At 70.3% G+C, this 22869-nt stretch carries 13 protein-coding genes and 2 pseudogenes; 6 read left to right on the forward strand and 9 right to left on the reverse strand.

All coding sequences use genetic code 11. From position 1 onward, the window contains the following. Positions 1 to 214: 214 nt before the first annotated feature. Positions 215 to 1369, forward strand: a complete 1155-nt coding sequence (locus tag SY2F82_RS29105) for an ROK family transcriptional regulator (protein ID WP_200422123.1) — start codon at positions 215 to 217, stop codon at positions 1367 to 1369. Positions 1370 to 1543: 174 nt separating this feature from the next. On the opposite strand, the gene SY2F82_RS29110 is transcribed toward SY2F82_RS29105, so the two are convergent. Both SY2F82_RS29110 and SY2F82_RS29115 read right to left on the reverse strand, forming a co-directional pair. Beyond that, complete coding sequence (locus SY2F82_RS29110; protein ID WP_200422124.1) at positions 1544 to 2299, reverse strand: GntR family transcriptional regulator; 756 nt, start codon at positions 2297 to 2299, stop codon at positions 1544 to 1546. A gap of 288 nt (positions 2300 to 2587) precedes the next feature. Continuing rightward, the gene (locus tag SY2F82_RS29115; RefSeq protein ID WP_200422125.1) at positions 2588 to 3487 is read right to left on the reverse strand and encodes an RNA polymerase sigma-70 factor; all 900 of its coding nucleotides are present in this window, start codon (positions 3485 to 3487) and stop codon (positions 2588 to 2590) included. A 177-nt stretch (positions 3488 to 3664) separates the two neighbouring features. Between SY2F82_RS29115 and SY2F82_RS29120 the strand changes: the two genes are divergently transcribed. The 3 genes from SY2F82_RS29120 to SY2F82_RS29130 all read left to right on the forward strand — a co-directional run bounded on the left by SY2F82_RS29120 (position 3665) and on the right by SY2F82_RS29130 (position 8005). Next, positions 3665 to 4495, forward strand: coding sequence for an alpha/beta fold hydrolase (locus SY2F82_RS29120; RefSeq protein WP_200422126.1), 831 nt, complete (start codon positions 3665 to 3667; stop codon positions 4493 to 4495). 301 nt (positions 4496 to 4796) lie between these two features. Continuing rightward, positions 4797 to 6383, forward strand: a complete 1587-nt coding sequence (locus SY2F82_RS29125) for an alkaline phosphatase (RefSeq protein ID WP_200422127.1) — start codon at positions 4797 to 4799, stop codon at positions 6381 to 6383. A 200-nt stretch (positions 6384 to 6583) separates the two neighbouring features. Further along, a complete protein-coding gene (locus SY2F82_RS29130; RefSeq protein WP_236041851.1) occupies positions 6584 to 8005 on the forward strand; it encodes a GNAT family N-acetyltransferase in 1422 nt (473 codons plus the stop codon). Between the two features lie 78 nt (positions 8006 to 8083). Here the strand turns inward: SY2F82_RS29130 and SY2F82_RS29135 are convergent, their stop codons facing one another. Further along, on the reverse strand, positions 8084 to 9301 hold the full coding sequence (locus SY2F82_RS29135; RefSeq protein WP_200422129.1) for a PLP-dependent aspartate aminotransferase family protein: 1218 nt from the start codon (positions 9299 to 9301) through the stop codon (positions 8084 to 8086). Positions 9302 to 9361: 60 nt separating this feature from the next. On the opposite strand from SY2F82_RS29135, the gene SY2F82_RS29140 reads away from it, so the two are divergent. Beyond that, the gene (locus tag SY2F82_RS29140; RefSeq protein ID WP_200422130.1) at positions 9362 to 9847 is read left to right on the forward strand and encodes an Lrp/AsnC family transcriptional regulator; all 486 of its coding nucleotides are present in this window, start codon (positions 9362 to 9364) and stop codon (positions 9845 to 9847) included. A gap of 84 nt (positions 9848 to 9931) precedes the next feature. Continuing rightward, positions 9932 to 11626, forward strand: coding sequence for a DUF885 domain-containing protein (locus SY2F82_RS29145; protein ID WP_200422131.1), 1695 nt, complete (start codon positions 9932 to 9934; stop codon positions 11624 to 11626). Between the two features lie 38 nt (positions 11627 to 11664). On the opposite strand, the gene SY2F82_RS29150 is transcribed toward SY2F82_RS29145, so the two are convergent. The 6 genes and pseudogenes from SY2F82_RS29150 to SY2F82_RS29170 form a co-directional block, all read right to left on the reverse strand. Continuing rightward, a complete protein-coding gene (locus SY2F82_RS29150; protein WP_200422132.1) occupies positions 11665 to 12510 on the reverse strand; it encodes an SDR family oxidoreductase in 846 nt (281 codons plus the stop codon). Positions 12511 to 12584: 74 nt separating this feature from the next. Next, a pseudogene (locus SY2F82_RS29155) lies at positions 12585 to 12755 on the reverse strand (rhodanese-like domain-containing protein); the annotation flags it as partial. Positions 12756 to 13273: 518 nt separating this feature from the next. Further along, a complete protein-coding gene (locus SY2F82_RS29160; RefSeq protein ID WP_236041852.1) occupies positions 13274 to 16354 on the reverse strand; it encodes an RICIN domain-containing protein in 3081 nt (1026 codons plus the stop codon). 147 nt (positions 16355 to 16501) lie between these two features. After that, positions 16502 to 16729, reverse strand: a pseudogene (locus SY2F82_RS39965) (arabinofuranosidase catalytic domain-containing protein); the annotation flags it as partial. After that, positions 16644 to 19541, reverse strand: a complete 2898-nt coding sequence (locus tag SY2F82_RS39570; protein ID WP_200422134.1) for an RICIN domain-containing protein — start codon at positions 19539 to 19541, stop codon at positions 16644 to 16646. The gene SY2F82_RS39570 and the pseudogene SY2F82_RS39965, both read right to left, overlap by 86 nt. Before the next feature lie 175 nt (positions 19542 to 19716). Continuing rightward, positions 19717 to 22521 carry a DNRLRE domain-containing protein gene (locus tag SY2F82_RS29170; protein WP_200422135.1) on the reverse strand — a complete coding sequence of 935 codons (2805 nt, stop codon included), beginning with the start codon at positions 22519 to 22521 and terminating at the stop codon, positions 19717 to 19719. Positions 22522 to 22869 lie beyond the last annotated feature (348 nt).

A 22869-nucleotide genomic window follows, 5' to 3' on the forward strand; every position in this document is an offset into this window, starting at 1 on the left:
TCACCACTGACAATTGGTGCGGTGTCAGAGCCCCGGAGCACCAGGGGCCCCTGCGCCCGCGCGCCGTCCGCCCGCTGGCAGCACCACCGCCGCCCGCCCCGCCGGCACCCGCGAGCCCCCTCCACGGACCTGCACGGCCGGCGCCCGGCCCTCGCGGGTGGGCGCGGTCCCGAGTACGATCCGGCCAACACGCGCACGACCTGGGAGGACGACGGTGGGGCTGACCGGCGGGGACCCCTCTCTGCTGCGACGGATCAACTCCGCCGTGGTACTGCACGCGCTGCGCGCGACGGACTGCGCGACGCTCACCGAGATCACCCGGGTGACCGGACTGTCCCGGCCCACGGTCGAGGGCGTCGTCGAGGGGCTGATCGAGGCCGGGCTCGTGGTGGAGGCGGCGGCCGAGGAGGGCGCGGCCCGGCGGCAGGGGCGGCCCGCGCGCAGGTTCCGGTTCCGGGCGGAGGCGGGCCATCTGCTGGGGCTGGACGTCGGCGCGCACCGGGTGACCGCGCTCCTCGCCGATCTCGACGGCCGTGAGCTCGGCAGCCTCTCCAAAGAGGTCGACGAGTCCGCGTCGGCCGACGAGCGCCTGGAGCGGCTGCGGAGCACGGTCGCCGAGCTGCTGCGCCGGTCGGGCGTGTCCCGTGGTTCGCTGCGCGCGGTGGGTGTGGCCACCCCCGGGATCGTGGAGGCGGACGGCACCGTGCGCCTGGGCACGGCCCTTCCCGAATGGACCGGTCTGCGGCTGGGCGAACGGCTCAGCCGCTCCTTCAAGTGCCCGGTCCTCGTGGAGAACGACGCCAACGCGGCGGCCGTCGCGGAGCATTGGAAGGGCGCCGCCACCGAGTCCGACGACGTGGTGTTCGTGCTGGCCGGGCTGAGCCCGGGCGCCGGTGCGCTGATCGGCGGACGGCTGCACCGCGGCTACGGCGGGGCGGCCGGGGAGATCGGCGCGCTGCATCTGCTGGGCCGCGAGGCGAAGCCCGAGACGTTGTTGTCGACCACGGACGAGCCGCTGCAGCCGCTGGACGAGCAGCAGGTGGCCGATGTGTTCGCGCTGGCCCGTGAGGGAGACCAGCGGGCCCGCGCCGCCGTGGACCGTTTCCTGCAACGGCTGGTGCACGACGTCGCGGCCCTCGTCCTGGCACTCGACCCCGAACTGGTCGTGATCGGCGGCTGGGCGGTGGGCCTGGACGGCGTCCTGGACCCGCTGCGCCACGAGCTGGCCCGCTACTGCCTGCGTCCCCCGAGGGTGGCCCTGTCGCGGCTGGGCGAGGCGGCGGTGGCGACGGGCGCGCTGCGGCTCGCGCTGGACCACGTGGAGGAGCAGCTGTTCGCCGTGGAGGGGACGGTCACGGCGCGGCGCTGAATTCCCGCCCACAACCCGTAGGTGTCCGAACGGCGTCGCGCCCCGGGTGACCGGGGCGCGACGGGTGCGCACTTCGATGGTGGCTGCCGGGCGCGACGGGCGCACACTTCGACGGTGGCTGCCGGGCGCGACGGGCGCGGCTTTCGGTGCCGGTTGCCGGGTGCGGCGGCGCGGTCAGGAGGCGCGGCGCTCCGGTCCGTGGTGGATCTCGATGTCGCCGCCGAAGGTCAGGCGGCAGGTGTCGGCGCGGTAGGTCGCGACGGAGACGGCCGCGGTGCGTCCACCGGAGTGGAAGCGGGTGGTGACGACGAGGACGGGCGCACCGGGCAGCCGGTCCAGTTCCTTGGCGTCCTCGGCGCTGACCGAGCCCAGCTCGACCGCCTGGTCCCGGCCCTCCAGCACCAGGTGCTGCAGCTCGCGCAGCACGGCACGCGCGCGTGCCGCACCGGAGGGGGCGTCGATCGCCGAGAGGTCGGGCACCGAGGAGTGCGGGATGTGGAGCAGCTCGGCGGCCACGGGCCGGCCCTGCGACACGCGGGAGCGGCGTACCGTGTGCACCTGCTCGCCCTGGTCGGTCTCCAGGAGGTCGGCCACCGCGGCGGGCGGGACCACGTCCGTGCAGTCGGTGGGCTGCCAGTCGTCGCCGGCCGCCCCCGGCCAGGTGTGCCCCTCGGCGCCCACGGCCACCCCGACGCGCGGCGGAGCGACGGTGGTGCCGACCCCGCGGCGGCGCTGCAGACGGCCCTCCAGCTCGAGCTGCTCCAGCGCCTGGCGGAGCGTGGCGCGGGCGACGCCGAACCTGGCGGCGAGGTCGCGTTCGTTGGGCAGGATCTCGCCCACGGAGAACTCGGAGTCGAGTGCTTCGGTGAGCACGGTCTTGAGATGCCAGTACTTGGGCTCCGGCACCGATTCCAGCTGCGTGGTCCCCACCCTGTCCTCCGCGATCGCCGTGGCCCGGCGGCTTTAAGCGCCCTTGTTTTTTAAAGGTTGTTGCACTTCTCTGCGACCATAGGGCGGCCCCCACCCTTGGTCAAGACCAATCCTCGACCGACTGCGCGGTTCCTGTGCGATCTGTCATGAAGCGTTCACAGCGCGTTCGCGGTGGGCGACGCGTACGACATGTCGATGAAGCCTCCGTTCACGGGCGTGGTGGTACGGAGACTTCGCGGACGTGGCGCCACGAGGACTTCGCGGACGTCGTCGTACGGAGGTCCCCGATCACTCTTCCGGCAGCCGGTCCACCGGCAGGGAGCCCAACTTGTCCGGGTTGCGGATGGCGTAGACGCACTGGACGCGCCCGTCCACCACGTCCACCTGGAACACGGTGTCGGGCTTGCCGCCGGACAGGACGAGCAGGGCGGGACCGCCGTTGAGCTCCAGGAATCGCAGCGACATGTCCGCCGGAGGCTGCCCGGCCACGGCGGCGAGGAACCGGCCGACCTTGTCCGCGCTCCGCAGGACGCGCAGCGGTGCCTTGGCGCGGCCGCCGCTGTCGCCGATCAGCCGTGCGTCCGGGGCGAGCAGTTCCATCAGCCCCTTGAGGTCGCCCTCGACGGCGGCGGCGAGGAAACGCTCGGTCAGGTCGCGGCGTTCGGCGGGGTCGACGTCGTAGCGCGGCCGACGTTCGTCGACGTGCTTGCGGGCGCGTGCGGCGAGTTGGCGCACCGCGGCCTCACTGCGGTCGAGGGTGGCGGCGATCTCCCCGAACGGGAATCCGAAGGCCTCCCTGAGCACGAACACCGCGCGCTCCAGGGGCGACAGGGACTCCAGGACGACGAGGACGGCGAGCGAGACGGAGTCGGCGAGCACGGCCCGGTCCGCCGCGTCCGGCGCCGTGTCGCCGAAGTCGGTGACGTAGGGCTCGGGCAGCCAGGGCCCGACGTAGGCCTCCTTGCGGGCCTGCGCCTGACGCAGCCGGTCGACGGCCAGCCGGGTGGTGACGCGGACGAGGTAGGCGCGCGGTTCGCGCACCGCGTCGCGGTCGGCGCGGGACCAGCGCAGCCAGGCCTCCTGGACGACGTCCTCGGCGTCGGCCACCCGGCCGAGCATGCGGTAGGCCACTCCCATCAGGACGGGGCGGTGCTGTTCGAAGGCCTCGGTCGTGGTGTCGGTCGTCACCGCCCCATCCCATCCGACACGCTCCCACCATGTCCAGGAGACAAGGCGGTTGACGCAGCACAATGGCCGGCGGACCGCCTGCGGCCGAACGGCCTCGACCCAGGGGCTACCCGCGGGTAGTAATTGCTGACAAGCTGTCTACCACATCGTCCGTGCCCCCAGACGAGGAGCAGCACCATGCCGGCCACGGTCTCCTTCAGCGTCCCCTCCCCGCACGGCCCACGGACCGTGACCGTCTCCTACGCGCGCGTGGGCGCGGGCGAACCGCTCCTGCTGCTGCACGGCATCGGCCACCACCGGCAGGCCTGGGACCCGGTCGTGGACATCCTGGCGACCGAGCGGGACGTGATCGCTGTCGACCTCCCCGGCTTCGGCGCGTCCCCGGCCCTGCCGGAGGGGCTGGCCTACGACCTGTCGACCGTGGTGCCGGCGCTCGGCTCGCTGTGCGAGGCGCTGGGGATCGAGCGTCCGCACGTGGCGGGCAACTCCCTCGGCGGACTCCTTGCCCTGGAGCTGGGCCGCGAGAAGCTCGTACGGTCCGTCACCGCCCTCGCGCCCGCCGGTTTCTGGACCCCCGTCGAGCGCCGGTACGCGTTCACGGTCCTTTCCGCGATGCGACAGGCCGCGCGGAACACGCCGCTGCCGGTGGTGGAACGGCTGTCCCGCACGGCGGCCGGACGGACGGTCCTGACGAGCACCATCTACGCCCGTCCCGGGCGCCGTTCACCCGAGGCCGTCGTCGCCGAGACCCTGGCGCTGGCCCGCGCAGAGGGGTTCGCCGAGACCCTCCGGGCGGGCACGTCCGTCCAGTTCACCGAGGACGTGCCCGGGCTGCCGGTCACCGTGGCATGGGGCACCAGGGACCGGCTGCTGCTGTACCGTCAGGGCGTTCGCGCCAAGCGGATCATCCCCGGGGCCCGGCTGGTGCGGCTGCCCGGCTGCGGGCACGTCCCGATGAACGACGACCCCGCGCTGGTCGCCCGGGTCATCCTGGACGGCAGCCGCTGACCCGGCCGGGCGGTCCTTGGCGCGGGCGGCCGAAGCCGGTTCGGCGCTGCGTCCGTCGTCCGCGTACGGGACGGCGGCCGGCGACGGCGTACGACTGGCGCTGGTTGCGCGCACACGCCCCGGTACATGCCTCCATGTCCGGGAGGGCGTACGGCGATGGGGGACGCCACGCGCGCGGGACGCGTGTCCTTCACCGTGCGGCCGGAGTCCGTTGTTCACTTGCGGTTTCCGTGCGCGCCGCGGCGGACCAGTAGGTGTTGCGGTGCCCATCGGCCGGAATACGTCCCTGGAGGCGCATCCCATGTCACACCGTCCCTTCCCCGGCCGCCGCAGCGTGCTGCGCGGCTCCCTGGCCGCTTCGGCGGCCCTGACCCTGCCCACCGCGCTCGGCGCGGCGCCGGCGTTCTCACTGTCGGGACGCCCGAAGGCGGGATGGGGCGTCCAGGCCGGCGACGTGACCGCCCACTCCGGTCTGGTCTGGGTGCGCTCGGACCGCCCGGCCCGGATGATCGTCGAGACCGCCGCGACCGAGTCGTTCCGCGACCCGCGCAGATGGCAGGGGCCGCTGCTGGGCCCGGACACCGACTTCACCGGCACCACGCGGCTGCACGGGCTGCCCGCCGGCGAGCAGATCCACTACCGGGTGCTGCTGGCCGACCCGGACGACCCGCGCCGCACCGGCGAGCCGGTGACCGGCACCTTCCGTACGACGCCTCTCCAGCGGCGCCGCGGGGTGCGATTCCTGTGGTCGGGCGACCTGGCCGGGCAGGGCTGGGGCATCAACCCGGACCTCGGCGGTTACCGGATCTACGACGCGATGGCGAAGCTGGACCCGGACTTCTTCCTGTGCAGCGGTGACAACATCTACGCCGACGGTCCCATCTCGGCCACCCAGACCCTGCCCGACGGCAGCACCTGGCGGAACATCACCACCGAGGAGAAGTCCAAGGTCGCCGAGACCCTGGCCGAGTACCGCGGCAACTTCCGCTACAACCTGCTCGACGAGAACCTCAAGCGGTTCAACGCCCAGGTGCCGTCGATCATCCAGTGGGACGACCACGAGGTGCGCAACAACTGGTACCCGGGCGAGGTGATCGCCTCCTCCGACACCCGCTACACCGAGAAGAGCGTCGACGTGCTCGCCGCCCGCGCCCGGCGCGCGTTCAGCGAGTACTTCCCGATCTCCACGCTGCAGCCGGGCGACAAGAACGGCCGGGTGTACCGGGTCATGCGGCACGGTCCCCTGCTGGACGTGTTCGTGCTGGACATGCGCACCTACCGCAACGCCAACTCGCCCGACAACCAGACGGTCGACCCGCAGGGCATCCTCGGTGCCGAGCAGTTGGAGTGGCTCAAGCGCGAGTTGGCCGCATCCCGCGCGGTCTGGAAGGTGATCGCCGCCGACATGCCGCTCGGCCTGGTCGTCCCGGACCCCATGGAGAACAAGCCCGACTTCGAGGCCGTGGCGCAGGGCGACCCGGGCGCCCCGCTCGGGCGGGAGCTGCAGATCGCGGAGCTGCTGCGGTTCATCAAGCACCGGAGGATCACGGGCACGCTGTGGCTGACGGCCGATGTGCACCACACCTCGGCCCAGCACTACCACCCCTCGCGGGCGGCCTTCACCGACTTCGAGCCGTTCTGGGAGTTCGTCTCGGGCCCGCTCAACGCCGGCGCGTTCCCGGCGAGCGCGCTCGACGGCACGTTCGGCCCGGAGCGGGTGTTCGTGAAGGCGCCGACCGCCTCGAACGTCTCCCCCGCCGGCGGTTACCAGTTCTTCGGTGAGGTGGACATCGACGGCGACAGCGGTGAGTTGACGGTCCGTCTGCGGGAGCAGGACGGTACTGTTCTGTTCACCCAGGTGCTGCAGCCGGGTCGCGTGGGCCAGTAACGGGCCCGCCGCTTCGGCTACCCTCACTCACCGCGCCGCGCACCGGCGTCATCCCCCGGTGCGCGGCATCGTGGTCGCCGCCGCCTACGCATCTCGTACAAGAAGCAATAAAAGGGACAGATCTATACTTAACCGATCAGTCACAAAGCGTTCGTGATCACGCAACACCCTTCCTGCACAGTACTTGCATGACTCCAGACATGTCTGATGTGAGGCGCGCGAAGAACGGCCGCCCGGTGCACCACTGGCGACGCGACCTCGTGGAACTCGCTGCCCTGTTCACGGCGGTCGCGGTGGCGGACGTGACGGCCAACCTGGTCGGGCACGGGCCCGACGGCCCCGCCCTCCTCGTGATCTCGGCGGTGGCGCTGGTGGCGACGGCCGCGTTCCACGCATGGTGGTCACGCCGCCACGGCCATGCGCCGCCCTCGGTCGATACCGGCGCCCGGCCGTTCCCCGAGGCGGAGCAGGCCGGGCCGTCCGGGACCGACGCGGCCGACGGGGCCAGCACGCTGTGGCGGATGCGGACGACGGTGAAGGACGAGCCGGGCTCGCTGGCCGCGCTGTGCACGGCGCTGGCGAGGCTGCGCATCGACATCCTCAGCCTGCAGACACACCCGCTGGCGCACGGCACGGTCGACGAGTTCCTGCTGCGGGCGCCCGCCGTCGTGGAGGCCGGCGAGGTCACCCGGGCCGTGTCGCAGGCCGGCGGCGACGAGACCTGGATCGAGCGGGCCGACGCACACGACCTGGTGGACGTCCCGACCCGGGTACTCGGACTCGCCGCGCGCACCGCGCTGGACGCGGCCGAACTTCCCCTGGCCTTGCGGCAGTTGCTCGGCCGGTGCACCATCCGCTCCCTGCCCGCCGTCTCCCCCGGCTCCGGCCGGGCCCAGGAGGAGGCTCCCGTCGAGGGCACCCTGGAGGACACGGTGATGCGGCTGCGGGCGCCGGAAGGCGGGGTGGTCACGGTGGAGCGGCCGTATCTGCCGTTCACGCCGACGGAGTTCGCGCGGGCACGCGCGCTGGTGGATCTGGACACACGGCTCGGTCCGCGCATCCCGCGCAGCCAGGACGTGCTGACGCTGCCGGAAGGCAACGCGATCACCGTGCGGCGAGCGGACACCTCCGACCTGAAGGCGGCGAAGGAGATGCACGCCCGGTGCTCGGCGCGCACTCTGAGCATGCGCTACCACGGGCCGGTCCACGACGCGGGTCGCTATCTGGGCCACCTGCTCAGCCCGCGCTTCGGCCGCACCCTGGCCGTGCAGACCGGATCGGGCCGCATCGTCGGCCTCGGGCACCTGCTGTGGGACGGCGACGAGACGGAGGTCGCGCTGCTCGTCGAGGACGAGTGGCAGCGGCGCGGCATCGGCAGCGAACTCCTCCGCCGTCTGGTGTCGATGGCGGTCGAGGCGGGCTGCGAGAACGTCTACGCGGTCACGCAGGCGTCCAACACGGGCATGGTCGCCGCGATGCGCGGCCTCGGGCTGCCCCTCGACTACCAGATCGAGGAGGGCACCCTCGTCATCACGGCCCGCCTGGACGCGACGCCGGTTGCGTCCCGTCTGCCGTACGGCGACGCGTACGAGCGGCCCGGCTCGAGGGGCACGCGCGACTGACGGCGCGCCCGCGCACGACGGACGGGGAACGGCCCGGCGCACTCCGCCGGGCCGTTCCCCATGCCGGGACCGGGCCCGCTACCGGCCGGCCATCTCCTCGCGGCGCCGGTCGCCTCCGACGTGTTCCGCTCCCAGGGACCGCTCCAGGTCGGCCCACAGGTCCTCGACGTCCTCAAGGCCCACCGACAGCCGCAGCAACCGGTCACTGACCCCGGCGCCCCGGCGGTCCTCGGCGTCGACGATGCGGTGGCTGATGGACGCCGGATGCTGGATGAGGGTGTCGACGCTGCCGAGGCTCACCGCGGGCGTGATCAGACGCACCCCGGCGATCACCGCGTGCGGATCCCCGTGCACCTCGAAGGCGACCATCGCGCCCCCGATGCGGGGGTAGTGGACGCGCGCGATCCGCGGGTCGGCCGCGAGGCGGCGGGCCAGTTCGGCGGCGGTGGCGGACGCCGCCCGTACCCGTACCGGCAGCGTCGCGAGGCCGCGGAGCAGCAGATAGCCGGCGAGCGGATGCAGCACCCCACCGGTCGCGAAGCGCACCTGCCGCAGCCGGCGTGCCAGTTCCTCGTCGCAGGCCACCACCCCGCCCATCACGTCGCCGTGCCCGCCGAGGTACTTGGTGGCACTGTGCAGCACCAGGCGCGCCCCCTGCTCGACGGGCCGCTGCAGCACGGGCGTGGCGAAGGTGTTGTCCACCAGCAGGGGAATCGAGCCGCACGCGTGCGCGACCGCCCGCAGGTCGACCTCCGCGAGCGTCGGATTGGCCGGGGACTCGACCATGACCAGGCCGGTGTCCGGGCGCAGCGCCTCCTCGATGCCGGCCGGGTCGGTCCAGGTCACCTCGGAGCCCAGCAGCCCGGCGGTCAGGAGGTGGTCGCTGCAGCCGTACAGCGGTCGTACGGCGACGACATGCCGCAGGCCGAGCGCGCCCCGGGCGAGCAGCACGGCACTCAGGGCGGCCATGCCGCTGGCGAACGCGACCGCGCTCTCGGTGCCCTCGAGCCGGGCGAGCGCGGTCTCGAAACGGGCGACGGTCGGGTTGCCGAGCCGTGCGTAGACGGGCGGCCCCTCCAGCTCGGCGCCGTCGGCCGCGAAGGCGTCGAGGCGGGCGGCCTCGCCCCTGCTGTCCGGGGAGGGGTAGGTGGTGGACAGGTCCAGGGGCGGCGCGTGCAGCCCCAGGGCGACGAGGTCCTCGCGCCCGGCGTGCACGGCCTCGGTGGCGAGCGCCCGGCGCCCGGGCGGACCGACCGCGGGGAATCCGTTCCGCGTGTCATGAGTACGGGAATCCATGGACCGCAGACTGAACACCGGCCGGGCTCACGGCGGCGAAACCCGTGTTACGTTCGGCGCATGGCCGAATCCGTCGTACTGGACCCGGTGGACCTGCATCTGCTGCGGCTTTTGCAGAACGACGCCCGGGCCACCTACCGGGACCTCTCCGCTCAGGTCGGGGTCGCGCCCTCGACCTGCCTGGACCGGGTGACCCGGCTGCGCCGCTCGGGCGTGATCCTCGGCCATCAGCTGCGGCTGGACCCGGCGAAGCTGGGGCGCGGCCTGGAAGCGCTGCTGTCGGTGCAGGTCAGACCGCACCGGCGGGAGCTGGTCGGTCCGTTCGTGGAGCGCATCCGGGCGCTGCCCGAGTCCCGTACCGTCTTCCACCTCACCGGCCCGGACGACTACCTCGTGCATGTCGCGGTCGCGGACATGGCGGATCTTCAGCGACTGGTGCTCGACGAGTTCACGGCACGGCGGGAAGTGGCGCGGGTGGAGACCCGGTTGATCTTCCAGCAGTGGGACTGCGGTCCGCTGCTGCCCCCGGGTCAGACCCCTGCGTGAATCGTGCCGAAACCCGCGGCCAGAGGTAAGCCGAGCGCGGAATCCACGTGACGCGCGCCACGCGGCCGTATGAGGATTGTCCGCATGTCTGACACGACCACAAGCCCTCTGCCCCGGGAGGTCGCCGACGCCTACGTCGACGACCTCGTCGCCCTCGACCCGGTCACCGGCACGTACCTCGGCGTGAAGGAGAGTTCGAGCAAGCTGCCCGACACCTCTCCCGCGGGCCAGGAGGCGCTCGCCGAGCTGGCGCGGGAGACCCTCGCCCGGCTCGACGAGGCGGAGCGCCGGCCGGGCGCGGACAGTGACATCGAGCGCCGGTGCGCGCGCCTGCTGCGCGAGCGGCTCACCGCCGAGCTCGCCGTGCACGACGCGGACGAGGGCCTGAGGGCGGTGAGCAACCTCTCGTCCCCGGTGCACTCCGTGCGCAACGTCTTCACCATCACCCCCGTGGCGACGGAGGAGGACTGGGCGGCGGTCGCCGAGCGGCTGCGCGCCGTGCCGGCCGCCCTGCGGGGTTACCGCGAGTCCCTGGCCCTCGGCCTGGAGCGCAAGCTCCATGCCGGTCCGCGCCCGACCGCGACCTTCATCGAGCAGCTCACCGACTGGTCGGACACGGACGGCCAGGGCCGCGGCTGGTTCGAGGTCTTCGCCTCGCAGGGCCCCGACGCGCTGCGTGCGGAGCTGGACGAGGCCGCCCGCGCGGCGACCGCTGCCGTCACGGAGCTGCGGGACTGGATGCGCGACGTGTACGCGCCGACGATCGAGGGTGCGCCGGACACGGTCGGCCGTGAGCGTTACGCCCGTTTCGCCCGCTACTTCAACGGGACGGACCTGGACCTCGACGAGGCGTACGCGTACGGCTGGTCGGAGTACCACCGCCTCCTCGGCGAGATGAAGAAGGAGGCCGAGAAGGTCCTGCCCGGCGCCGCGACCCCATGGGTGGCGCTCGCTCATCTGGACGAGCACGGCACTCACATCGAGGGCGTCGAGGAGGTCCGGGCCTGGTTGCAGGGGCTGATGGACGAGGCGATCGACGCATTGGACGGCACGCACTTCGAACTCGCCGAGCGGGTGCGGAAGGTCGAGTCGTGCATCGCGCCGCCCGGCAGCGCCGCGGCGCCCTACTACACGGCTCCCTCCGCGGACTTCTCCCGCCCGGGCCGCACCTGGCTGCCGACGATGGGGCAGAACCGCTTCCCGGTCTACGACCTCGTCTCGACCTGGTACCACGAGGGCGTCCCCGGCCACCACCTCCAGCTCGCACAGTGGGCGCACGTGGCCGACGACCTCTCCCGCTACCAGGCGACGGTGGGCATCGTCAGCGCCAACGCGGAGGGCTGGGCGCTGTACGCCGAGCGCCTGATGGACGAACTCGGCTTCCTCACCGACCCGGAGCGGCGCCTCGGGTACCTGGACGCCCAGATGATGCGGGCGCTGCGGGTCATCGTCGACATCGGCATGCACCTGGAGCTTCGGATCCCGTCGGACTCGCCGTTCCACCCGGGCGAGCGCTGGACGCCGGAGCTGGCGCACGAGTTCTTCGGCTCCCACAGCAGCCGTCCCGCGGACTTCGTGGAGAGCGAGCTGATCCGCTACCTGTCGATGCCGGGCCAGGCGATCGGCTACAAGCTGGGCGAGCGGGCCTGGCTGCTGGGCCGCGAGAAGGCCCGGGAGCGCCACGGCGACGCGTTCGACGCGAAGGCCTGGCACATGGCGGCGCTCTCGCAGGGCTCACTGGGCCTGGACGACCTGGTGGACGAACTGTCCCGCCTCTGATCGCGCCTGGACGGCCGGATCTCCGCCGGGTCCGGCCGTCAGCGGCGGAAGCCACCCTCCGACCCGATGACCTGACCGGTGATCCAGGCCGCCTCGTCCGTGGCGAGCCAGGCGATGAGCCGGGCCGGATCGTCGGGCATGCCCCAGCGCCCGGCAGGGAACCGCACGGCGACGGCCTCGTAGGCGTCACCGGTCAGGTAATCGGTGTCGACGGGGCCGGGGTTGACCGTGTTGACGGTGACGGCGTGCTCGGCGAGGGCCGTGGACAGCGAGCGCGTGATCGAGGCGAGGGCGCCCTTCTGGAGCGCGTACGCGACCTCGCCCGGCATGCCGTCCCCGAGGTCCTGCCCCGAGGTCATCATCACCACCCGTCCGCCCGGGGTACCCGACGGCAGCCCGGAGCGCAGCCGGGCGTACGCCTGCACCAGGAGGAGCACCGAGCGGGTGTCCACGGCCCAGTGCGCGTCCAGCATGGCGGCGTCGATGGTGTCGAGGGTGCCGTCGCTGCCGCTGAGCGCGTGGTTGGCGACGAGGATGTCGATGCGTCCGCCCAGCGCCTCGGCGGCCCGCGTGATCAGCTCGGCGGGAGCCGCCGGGTCGGACAGGTCCGCGGGGCCGTCCGCCACGGGCGCGCCCGGGTCGCCGAGGGCCGCGCGTACTCCGGCGACCACCTCCTCGACCCGGTCGGCGCCCCAGGGCATGTCCGCGTCGTGCGGCACATGGTGGTGCAGATAGACGCCGGCGCCGTACGCGGCCAGCCGCCGGGCCACCGCGTACCCGATGCCGGCGCGCCGGCTCGCGCCGGTGACGAGGGCGGTGCGGCCGCGCAGGGGCAGCGGATCGCGTCGGAGCTCTTCGGGCGTGGGCTGCGGGAGTCGGGGCACGGTCGCCATGATGCGGACGGCGGGCGCCGCACGCACCCGGTTTTCCCACGCCCCGGAGTGCGGCGGGCGGTCGGTCAGCAGCCGCAGTCCGCGTCCTGGACAGGTGCCGTCAGAGGGTCGGCGGCGCGCTGCCCGGGGCCCTGCCAGGTCTCGTACGCGAAGCCCTCACGCACCCAGTACTCGAAGCCGCCCAGCATCTCCTTGACCCGGAAGCCCAGTTCGGCGAGGGCGAGGGCCGCACGCCGCAGGTTATGAACAGCTGGCATGTCTCAGCGCCTCTCCTGTCTCACCAACGTCCTGGTGAGGCACCAGCTTGATCGGCTACGGACTGAGCGGGCAAGTGTCTCAGTGGTAGCCGGGGACCGTTGCTCGTTCGTGACCTGTGTGCCCGGTCCGCTGACGCATCTCTCGGGGGCGGGATGGGTCGGACAAGGCAGAGCCCCGGACCACTGTTCTCGTCGACCGCCGCAGACGGCAGGTCCTTGGGACGCCTTCGTGATCGTCGTTGGCATGCTCAGGGGCAGCACCGGCAAGACCACCTCGGCCTGGTTCGATCTTCTACGAGGCCGTTACCGAGGCGAAACGGCTGATCGTGCCGGTCGCTCCCACCTCTGACGCGAGTACGCGGTGGCAGAGGTTCACGGGGAGGATGCCGGCTCGCATTCCGCCGGCACCGTCCCTCAGGTACTTCGCCCCCCTTGGTCCGCCCCAGCAGCACACCGAGGCGGGTGAGTGGGGTGTGCGACCCGTGACGCGGAGGGGGTCAGTCCACGTTCACCGCCTGCCACAGCTGGCTGTCGGCGTTCGTGTCCGTCGTCTGAACGAGCTGAGCGCCTGCTGCGGTCGAGGAGCCGGACACCGAGAGCAGCTTGCCGCTGTTCACATTCTTGATCTTGTAGTAGCCGTTCCCACTGGCGATCAGTGTCCAGTGCTGGCTCGCACCGTTGTTGTCGGGCTGCTGGACGATGGCCGCGCCGTCCGTGGTGGACCCGCTGGTGACGTCCAGCAGCTGACCGCTGTTCTGGTTGACGATCTCGTAGCTGCCGTCACCGACAGCGACCCACCGCCAGCGCTGGTTCTGCGCTCCGGTGTCGTTCCACTGGAGGACGTTCGCCCCGGCGGAGGCCGATCCACCCGAGACGTCGGTCGCCTTGCCGCTGTTCTTGTTGAGGATCTTGTAGTACGCGTTCTTGGCGGGGAAGGGGACGGAGGCGAACGCGTCCAGCGCGCAGACGGTGTTGGACGAGGCCGTGTTCTTCGTTCCGGCGCACACGACCTTGATTGTGTGGGGGCCCGCGGCGAGATCCGTCTTCTCGAACAGCGGCACCTGCTTCGTCACCGTCGAGGCATAGGCGTCGATGCCCGCCTGAGCCAGGGCGCCGTCGATGTAGACGTCGACCTTCCCCATGTTCGGCTGCTTCATGCCGAGATACCGAACGCCCGAGCCGGTGAACGCGTACTGGACGTAGTCGCCCGCCCTGTTCGTGAACTTCTCGGACCCGTTGAAGTCGCGGGAGTCGTTCCAGTTCGACCAGCCGGAGGAGTAGGTGAGAGTGGAGTCCTTGTCGTCGAGGTAGGCCCATCGCTGCCGTACGAGCGACTTCGACGCGGGGGATGCGTTCCCCTGGGCGTCCACGACGTAGAGGCGGTAGTCGCCGACTGTCTGCGGGACGTTGATGGTCGTCGCGGTTCCGGCTGCCTTCGTCATGGTGGGGCCGACGGCGAACGTCGTCGTACCGGAGGGAGCCAACCAGAGCGTCCTGGTCGCGTCACCGATGGTGCGGACGGGGATGGACGACACGCCCTTGCCGGTGAACGTGCTCGCGGGCAGGGCGTAGTCCTGCAGGCCCAGGTTGCTCTCGGGGACGAGGTCCTTGTAGGCGGCCTCCAGACCGGACTTCACGGCGATGTCGTAAGCCTGTGACGGCCACACGTTGTCCGCGTACGCGCGCACGTCCTGGATGGTGCTGTTCGGGACGCTCTTGCTGAAGATCTTGTTGACGGTGCCGTAGGTGTTGGTGATGCTCAGGTCGTGCTGCCGGCCCCAGGTGCCGGAGTTGATGGTGTAGGCCACGTTCGGGTCGACCTCAAGCACGTTGTCGTGGTAGTTGATGTAGGCGGAGCCTTCGTCGGGGTGCATCCCGTACTTGTGGCCGGCCGGAACGCCCTGGATGTAGTTGTTGCTGATCTCGGTTCCAGGCTGGCTGCCCAGCGTGTAGATGGGAGCTGAGTCGCCGAGCACCTGCATCGTGTCGACGAGCTCGTTGTACTTGACGGTGTTGTTCTTCGCCGTGGTGGTCGGGTTCCCGGGATTGATGGAGCCCGACGAACCGTCGAAGTTCCACCATCCCCAGCCGAGCGTGATGCCCGCCCAGGGGGACTTCTCGATCCGGTTGTGCTCCAGGTCCAGGGTGTCGGCGAAGTACGCCGACACGGGACTGGACCCCTGGAACAGGACCGCGCTGTCGTAGAGGTAGTTGTCCGTGACGGTGATGTTCTTGCAGACGCCCTCGACGTTCACGGGGTACTTCTCGTGGTTGGTCGAGGTGTAGTCCCCTATGTACACGTGCTGGGGGTGTCCCACGGTGAGGGCGGAACCGGCGATGTCATTCGTGAAATTGCCGGTCAGCTGCGAGTCCGTCACGTCGTTGGCCAGGGTGATCCCGTCGGCGCCGGTGTGCTGCACCGTGTTGCGCTGCAGGGTGATCCCGTCGGCGTTCTCGATCTGGATGATCCCCGGCGGCAGGTCGACGTTGCGGTAGCTGTAGGCGTGGAAGTTCTGCCTCGCGTACACGGTCGAGCCGGCGTTGCCCTGCTGGCCTTGCCGGAAGACGGATCCCGCGACATTGACCAGGTTCCAGTCGGAGTGCTCGACCGTGAGCCCGGAGAACGTGATGTTCCGGGCGTGGTCGGTCGTGGACGTGCCCGCGATCCTGATGAGGGTGGACACGTTGTTCGGCGCGAAGACCTTCGCCGTGGTCATGTCCTCGGAGCCGGACTTGTAGTAGTACAGCGTGTGCTTCGTCTTGTCGAAGTAGAACTCGCCCGGCTGGTCAAGGAACTCGTAGGCGTTCATGAACGTATGACTGCCGCCGGCTTTGAACGGGCCGTACGGCGGTGCCTGGGCGATGGCCGCACCCGGCTGCTGGAACAGGGCGACGCGGTTGGCGCCGTCCGAGCTGGTGGTGATCTGGCGGACGCCCACGATGGCCGTGGTCCAGGTCGTCGCCGACTCGATCTCGACGTCGTCCTGGTTGGACGCGATGGCCGGCAGGTCGGAGAGGCTGTACTTGGCCCCGTCGCACTGCGAACCCGACTCCCAGGCCCAGGGAGCCTGGCCGGCCGCGACGGTGTAGGTCCCGTAGCAGCCGGCCGAGTTGATCGTCTTCGAGGCCATCTCGGCGCGCTTACCGTTGACGTAGAGCGCGCGGAGCTTGTCGTCGCGGTTCAGCGGGGCCTTCCAGATGTTCCCGCTCTGCTGTCTCCAGCCGGTCACCTGAACGCCCCCGTCCAGGACCGGCTTCTCGCCCGGGTAGGCGGCGTACACGACACGGTGGCCGTTCGTTCCGGAGTCGGCCGACGTGAAGTCGATGGTGCTGCTCACCGGGTAGGTGCCGCCGCGGAGATAGACGTTGATGTCCCCGGTCATGTTGCTGTTGACCGTGCGCACGACGTCCCGTGCGTGCTGCAGGGTCTTGAACGGTGCGGTAATCGTCCCGGCGTTGGCGTCGTCGCCGTTGGGGGCGACGTAGTACGTCGCCTGGGTCGCGGCCGAGGCCGGGGTCGGCGTCGTGAGGGATGTCAGCAGCGCTGCGGAGCAAGCCATCGCAAGCACTGCTGACACCTGGCGGATGATGGAGGTGGCGGGTTCGTAACGGACTGCGAGTGTCATCGCGAGGTCAGGGTCCCTTCGGTGCGGACGCCGATCGTCAGCAGCAGGTTGACGTGGGTGCAGGGTGTCGCGGGTGTTCGCCGCGGGTGTGTCCGAGGGGTAGCCCGAGGTCATGACGCCTTCATAGAAGGTGCCCTGGGCCCACTTGCTGTTGTCACCTCCGATGCCGAGGATGATCGCGCCTTCCTTGTGCATCGGGTTGCAGCCGGAGACGGGGCCGCCGCTCACGTGCCCAGGGCCGTCACAGCCCCACTGGCTGCCATTCCTGGTTGGAGCCGCCGTTGGCGGGCCACTGGATGACCTTGGCGCCGTCGGCGGTGGATCCACTCTGCACGTCCGCGCACAGCCCGCTCTTGATGTTGACGAGGCGGTAGTAGCCGCTGGTGGCCGCCGGAACGAGCTTCCACCACTGGTTGGTGCCGTTGGCGTCCGACCACTGGTCCAGGGCTGTGCCGCTGCTGGTGGAGCTGCCCGGGACGTCGAGCACCTTGCCGCTGTTGACGTTGGACAGGCGGTAGGACCCGTCGTAGTCGGGGAGCAGCTTCCACTGTTGGTTGGCGCTGCCGGACCACGTGTACTGGATGACGGGCCCGCCGTCGGAGGTGGAGGAGCCGGAGACGTCCATGACCTTGCCGCTCTTGCGGTTGACCAGCTTGAAGGGGCCGGTCAGCAGGCCGATCGTGATCGTGGTGCTCGTTCCTGCGGTCAGCGACACGATGCGGGCGTGGTTGCCCAGCGACGACGTGGTGACCGTCGCGCCGGTGCTGATGGATGTGATGCCGCGCCGGCAGATGAAGGTGATGTTCTGGTCGATGTCGGAGGTGAGCGTGACGGTGGCCGTGCGGGCCGCCGTGTCCCAGGACAGCGACTGGATGGTGACGCGGTTGCGGCCGCGGACGCCGTTGATGGTGCCCTTCGTGAGCTGGTCGGGGAGGGCGGGGAGGATCTCAAGGACACCGGGGCGGGTGTAGACGAGTGCTTCGCCGAGGACGGCGGGGATGGTGTTGGCGGCGTCGCAGTTGTAGATGTCCAGGTTGGGGTTGTGGGAGGTCATCAGACTTCGCCACACCATGTTCTGGCCGTAGATCTTCAGCAGGTTGCCGTAGACGCCGGGGCCGTCCTTCAGGCGGGCGCGGGCCAGCGCCCGGTGGAGGCTGCCGTGGGCGGAATAATTCTGGTCGCCTCGCTTGTCCAGGGCCGTGCGGGCGTACTTGACCAGGTCGGGCTTGTCCTCGGGGTTGATCTCGTGCAGCGGCCAGGCGCCGTACAGGTGCTGGACGTGCCGGTGGTTGTAGCGGTCGGTCAGGCCCGGCCAGGACCACTCGGCGAGCGCCCCGTCGCTGTTGACGGTGTAGTCGGGCAGCTTGGCGAGAAGAGCGGTCCAGCGCTGCACGCCCTGGCCGCTGCCCTGCTCCAGGCCAAGGGTGTTGGCCGCGTCGATCGCCGCCTGGAGGGCGTGCCGGCCGGCCATGATGTCGCCGGTGGCGTTGATGGAGAACGCCTGGCCGGTGCTGGTCGGGGTGTTCTCCATGGAGTAGGAGGGGACGAAGACGGCCTTGCCGCTGGAGTCGGTGCGGGTGAGGAAGTCCTCGTAGAACAGGGCCAGTTCCATCAGGGCCGGGCCGAGCTTGTTCTTCAGGAAGGCACTGTCGCCGGTGACCTGGTAGTACTCCAGAAGCGGGTAGAGCAGCCAGTCGGCGCCGCCGGTCCAGGCCTCGCCGGGGAAGCTGCCGCTGTTGAAGTGCAGCATGTGCCCGTACTCGCCGTCGGTGCGGGACGGGGCGAGGAAGCCGCGAGCGCCGTAGAGGTTGGTGGCGTTGTCGCGCCAGTGCTGCAGCTGCCCGAGGATCAGGTCGAAGTAGCCCTGCATGGCGTCGGTGAGGTCGAGGATGTTGCCCCCGGCGACCTGCAGGTTGATGTTGGCGTCGGTGGTGAAGTCGTCGGCCCAGGAGCCGTTCCAGGTGCCGGTCCAGATGCCGGTCAGGCGTGGTGGCAGGACGCCACTGGAACTGATGAAGAGATAGCGGCCGGAGTCGTACATCCTCTCCAGCAGTGCGACGTCGATGGCGGACGCGTTGCTGTTCTGGCGGGCTATGAGCTCGCTGGTGGCCAGCCGGCGGTCGGCGGCGGAGACGTTCAGGTCGATGCTGGAGCGGTCGTACATGGCCTGGTGCTTCGGGGCATGGCGGCCCAGGAGGGTGGCGTAGTCGGCCGTCAGCGCGGCGAGGGCGGTCTGCAGGGGCTGGCTGTTCCAGCCGGTGGAGGTCTCGTACCGGCCGAGCTTGGTCAGCAGCAGCACCTTGGTGGCCTTGGCGACCACCAGGGTCTGCCCGCTGGCGGTGACGGAGGAGCCGCTGCCGGAGACCACGACGCGGGTGACGCCCTCGTAGCCGTAGGCACCGCCGGAGGGGTAGGTGCCGCGCAGGTTCAGGTAACCGTCGCCGCTGGTGACGGTGGCGGTGGTGGAGAAGGACACGCTGGTCGGCACGCCCGCAAGAGCGGTGTTGACGCTGATGGTGGTGTCCACGGTGCGGCCGGTGGCGGGCAGCAGCTCGTGGACGATGACCTGGTCGGCGCGGGAGACGAAGACGTGGCGCTTCCAGGTGCCGTACTGGTCGGTCCAGGTGTGGGTGACCTCTCCGGTGCGGAAGTCGGTGATGCGGGCGAAGTCGTTGACGGTGGTCATGCCCGGGGTGCTCAGCTGCAGTTCGTAGCCGGGGTGGAAGCTCTGCGTCCACCGCAGGCTCCAGCCGCCTGCGAAGGTCGTGGAGGCCCCGGCGTAGTCACCGGCCAGCGCCTTGTCCCGGGCCGCCTCCAGCTTGCCGGAGATCACCGGCGGCATGACGCTCCGGCTGCCGTTGGGCAGCACGAACCGGTGATGATTGAAGATCACCTTCTCGAGCGTCGGCTCCCCGTAGTAGACGGCCCCGTACTCGCCGTTTCCGCTCAGGAACCCGTCGGTCCAGGCGGAGGCGGTGGCGTTGTCCCAGATGCCGCGGTCGGGCAGGGTGACCTGGGGCGGTACGGCCGCGGCGGCCTGGGAGGCGAAGACGAAGCCGGGCAGGGCCGTGGCGCCGGCGGCGAGGGCGGCCGTGGTGAGGAAACGCCGACGGTTGAGGGGAAGGTCGGGCAGCGGCATGGGGCGACTCCGTTGTCGGACGGTGAGGACAACTGGGCACAGGGGTGCCACCGGTGCGGGTGCGGTGGTGGACAACAGCGCTTTGTCAGACATGCGGTGGCTGGATCAGCCGTCGACGGCAGAACCGGACGGCTGAGGCCGGCCCGCCCCGCGGGGACGGACCGGCCTCGAGTGTCTACGGGGTCAGGGTCACCCCGGGCGCCATCTCGGCGGTCCCATTGGTGAGCTTTCCGGAGCCGGTGGCGCCTTCGGAGCTGACGAAGCGCAGCTCGTGGTTGGTGCCCCCCGCGTTGCAGACGGCGAGCAGGAGCGTGGACTGGTTGGCCGCATAGGCGTTCTGGACGAAGGAGGTGATGTCGACGGTGATGTCGCGGCCGTCGATGGCGTTGCCCTGGTGGGTCCCGCCGCCCTCGGGGATGAGGGTCGAACCGAGGGTGAAGGTGGCCGACTTCGCGACGGAGGAGGTCGTGGCGGTGAAGCTCGGCCGGTTCTGCCAGGTCATCGTGTTGATCGGGCAGGACGTGCCGCCGCCGGTGCAGGTGGTGTCGCTGACGGGTTGCACGAGCAACTGGTCGGTGTCAGTCGACGGGACCGTCGAATAGCGGTGGCCGACGTAGGTGAGGTGGAGCGTCGCCTGGCTGGGTGCCCTGGTGAGGCTGCTGAGGGGGAACTGGATGTAGGAGAGCTTTCCGTCCCCGGATCCTGTGGTGTACTGCTCGCCCATCAGGCCGGTCCCGGTGTTGCGGGTGATGAGGGTCAGGTCCGTGGAGTTGTTCTTGGTCTGGTCGCCGGTCCACGCACCCACCCAGGTGTCACCGTTGGTGAGGGCGCCGGCCTTGACGTTCTGGGTCTGGCCGTTCGCGTCCGTGTAGGTGGTGGTCAGCGTGCCGATCCCGCTCGTCGTCAGCGGGAGCTGGCTGGTGTATTCGACGAGCTGGCCGGCGACGCGGATGTTGTTCAGCGTCGCGTTCGTGGTGCCGTTCAGCGTGCTGCTCGTGTTCTGCTGCGAGAACCACACGTTGTCGAGCTTGAAGGTGCCGATCGGGGCCCGGGTGTACGTGTACGCGGTGCCCGACCCGTCGGGGTTGGGGGCGAACCCGTAGGTCGCCTGCTGGTCGGCGGTGATGGTCTGGGTGGATCCGTTGCCGCCGTTGAGCCCGATCGGTCCCTTGGTGAACCGGGAGGTGTCGATCGAGCTGTTCTTCACCACGATGCTCTGGATGCGCGGGTACGGGTTGGGGCTGTTGTGCGTGAAGATGCCGCCGGCCAACGGCGACACGGAGTTGAAGTTGTCGAACGTGTAGTTGGTGAGCCGGTATCCGTACGAACTCCATCCGAGCCGGATCGCGTTGCCGGCGGCGACGGACCAGTTCAGCGTGTTGCTGACCGAGATGTTCTTCGAGTCCTCGTTGTCCCAGTGGTAGTTGTTGAACCCGAGATCGTCGGCGACGGTGTCGTGGGCGGCTACCGCGTTGACATAGCCCTGGACGTCGGCCGTGGAGGTGCCGAGCTGGAAGTTGTTCCACACGCCGGAGGCCAGCGGGGTGAATCCGTCGCTGGGGTTGTAGTGGCCGGAGGCGAACGCGTCGTCGTTGCCGAGGGTGAAGACGCCGTTGGCGGTGATGTCCTGGCCGCTCGCGAAGTCCGTCCCGTCTATCCAGGGCTGGCGGTACGGGGTGAGGGCCTTGATGTTGTTGAACGTCACGCGGTTGGCGCTGTGGGTCTCGTAGTTCCACTGCTTCGCGTTGCGCTCGTAGGTGTCGTTGAACGTGATGTCCGACGAGTGCATGACCATGACGCCGCCCTGGTGCTGGCTGCGGTAGGCGTCGTGCAGATCACCGCTGCTGGAGGCGTTGTAGTTCGCCACGCCGTTGCCGTCGAAGACGCCGCGGCCGTCGATTTCGATGTTGCTCGAGTTGATGATCCCGATCGCCGGCTCGAACGCCTCCATGTACGCCTGGATGCGGTTCTTCAGCAGGGCCCCTTCGTCGGTGTAGATCTTCAGCCTGCCGCCCTTGAGCTTGCTGCCGTCCACACCGTTGACCAGGAGACCGGACCACACGTACGTGCCGTTCGGGAAGTAGAGCGTGTTGAGCGCCGTGGGGTTGGCTTTGATGGTGTCGATGGCGGCCTGCAGGGCGTACGTGACGTCGCCTGCGGCCATCACCCGCACCTTCGGGTACCGCACATTGACGCTGCTCGCGCTCACCAGGCTCCCGGCCGAGGTTTGCTGACCGGCGGGGATGGCCGTGCCGTTGACGGTCTTGCCGGCCATGGAGCTCGTCGTCGCGGCGGGAGCCTTCTGAGCCGCGCTGTTCGGGTGCGCCGCGAGGTACTTCGCGGCGAACTCCTGGAAGTTGAGGACACCGGTCTGCAGGTTGACGCCGGAACCGTCCGAGGCGCTCGTGGTGTTCGGACGCTGCGCCGGATCCTCCAGAGGGTCGTTGACGACCGCCAGGTAGGGCTGTCCCGTGGCGTTGGTCGAGTCGCCGTTGACCATCACGATCGCCTGGTTCAACCCGGCGGCCGCTGACATCTGGAACGTCAGGGTGTGCTTGTCCGCGCTCACCGAGACGCTGCTGGAGGGGTAGTAGCGCGCCGGGTAGATGTTCACCGTGTCGATCGTGGTGCTGGGCAGCGTGACCGTGATCGTCGGTGTCCGGGAGTCCGACGCGAAGCGCGCGATGTCGAAGTTGTGGCCGTTCTCGGTGTACTGGACAGCCTGGACGGGCGTACCGGCGACCTGCACCTGGTACTTGGTGGACGCCACGTCCGGGGACGTCGTCGTACCGCCTCCCACTCCCGTCGGTGCGTACGTGTGGACGGTGGTGGCGGCGTGTGCGGGGACGACGCCGGTGAGCATGAGGCTCGCCGCCGTGATGGTGGCACCGGCAGCGGCCGCGATGAAGCGCTTCACGCGCGAACTGCGTCGCGCCGGGGCCGGGTTCGGGTCGGCGTCGCCGCCGGCCGGTCTGATCATGTCTGCCTCTCCTCAGGACGAGACCTCTCCAGGTCTGTTCAGGCGCTCGCCGCCTGCTGGAGACGGCGCGGAGCATTCGCGATGCTGCGGCCGGACCGCGGCCGGACCGCGGCCGTTGGGGGCCGTCGCGGCCGAGAGGACCACCCCGACGCACCGAGCGCGGGAGCGCGAGGTGACATCGAGTGTTGTTGCGCGCGGTGGACCAGGGGTGACACCGCCACGTTGACCCCGCCACGTTGACCGATCCATAGGATCAGCGTGGCGGGGACGTTACTGTCGCACTTCCGGAACCGTCAATGCTCCGCGCACTTAAAGTCGCTGAAACAGCCATGACTTGCTCATGACGCC

The organism is Streptomyces sp. Y2F8-2, from assembly GCF_014905555.1.
Lineage (GTDB): Bacteria > Actinomycetota > Actinomycetes > Streptomycetales > Streptomycetaceae > Streptomyces > Streptomyces cynarae.

Coding starts and splice junctions, on each gene's coding strand:
- SY2F82_RS29130 (WP_236041851.1), top strand. CDS start 6,584: ATGTCTGATGTGAGGCGCGCGAAGAACGGCCGCCCGGTGCACCACTGG.
- SY2F82_RS29140 (WP_200422130.1), top strand. CDS start 9,362: ATGGCCGAATCCGTCGTACTGGACCCGGTGGACCTGCATCTGCTGCGG.
- SY2F82_RS39570 (WP_200422134.1), bottom strand. CDS start 19,541: ATGCCGCTGCCCGACCTTCCCCTCAACCGTCGGCGTTTCCTCACCACG.
- SY2F82_RS29125 (WP_200422127.1), top strand. CDS start 4,797: ATGTCACACCGTCCCTTCCCCGGCCGCCGCAGCGTGCTGCGCGGCTCC.
- SY2F82_RS29145 (WP_200422131.1), top strand. CDS start 9,932: ATGTCTGACACGACCACAAGCCCTCTGCCCCGGGAGGTCGCCGACGCC.
- SY2F82_RS29120 (WP_200422126.1), top strand. CDS start 3,665: ATGCCGGCCACGGTCTCCTTCAGCGTCCCCTCCCCGCACGGCCCACGG.
- SY2F82_RS29170 (WP_200422135.1), bottom strand. CDS start 22,521: ATGATCAGACCGGCCGGCGGCGACGCCGACCCGAACCCGGCCCCGGCG.
- SY2F82_RS29135 (WP_200422129.1), bottom strand. CDS start 9,301: ATGGATTCCCGTACTCATGACACGCGGAACGGATTCCCCGCGGTCGGT.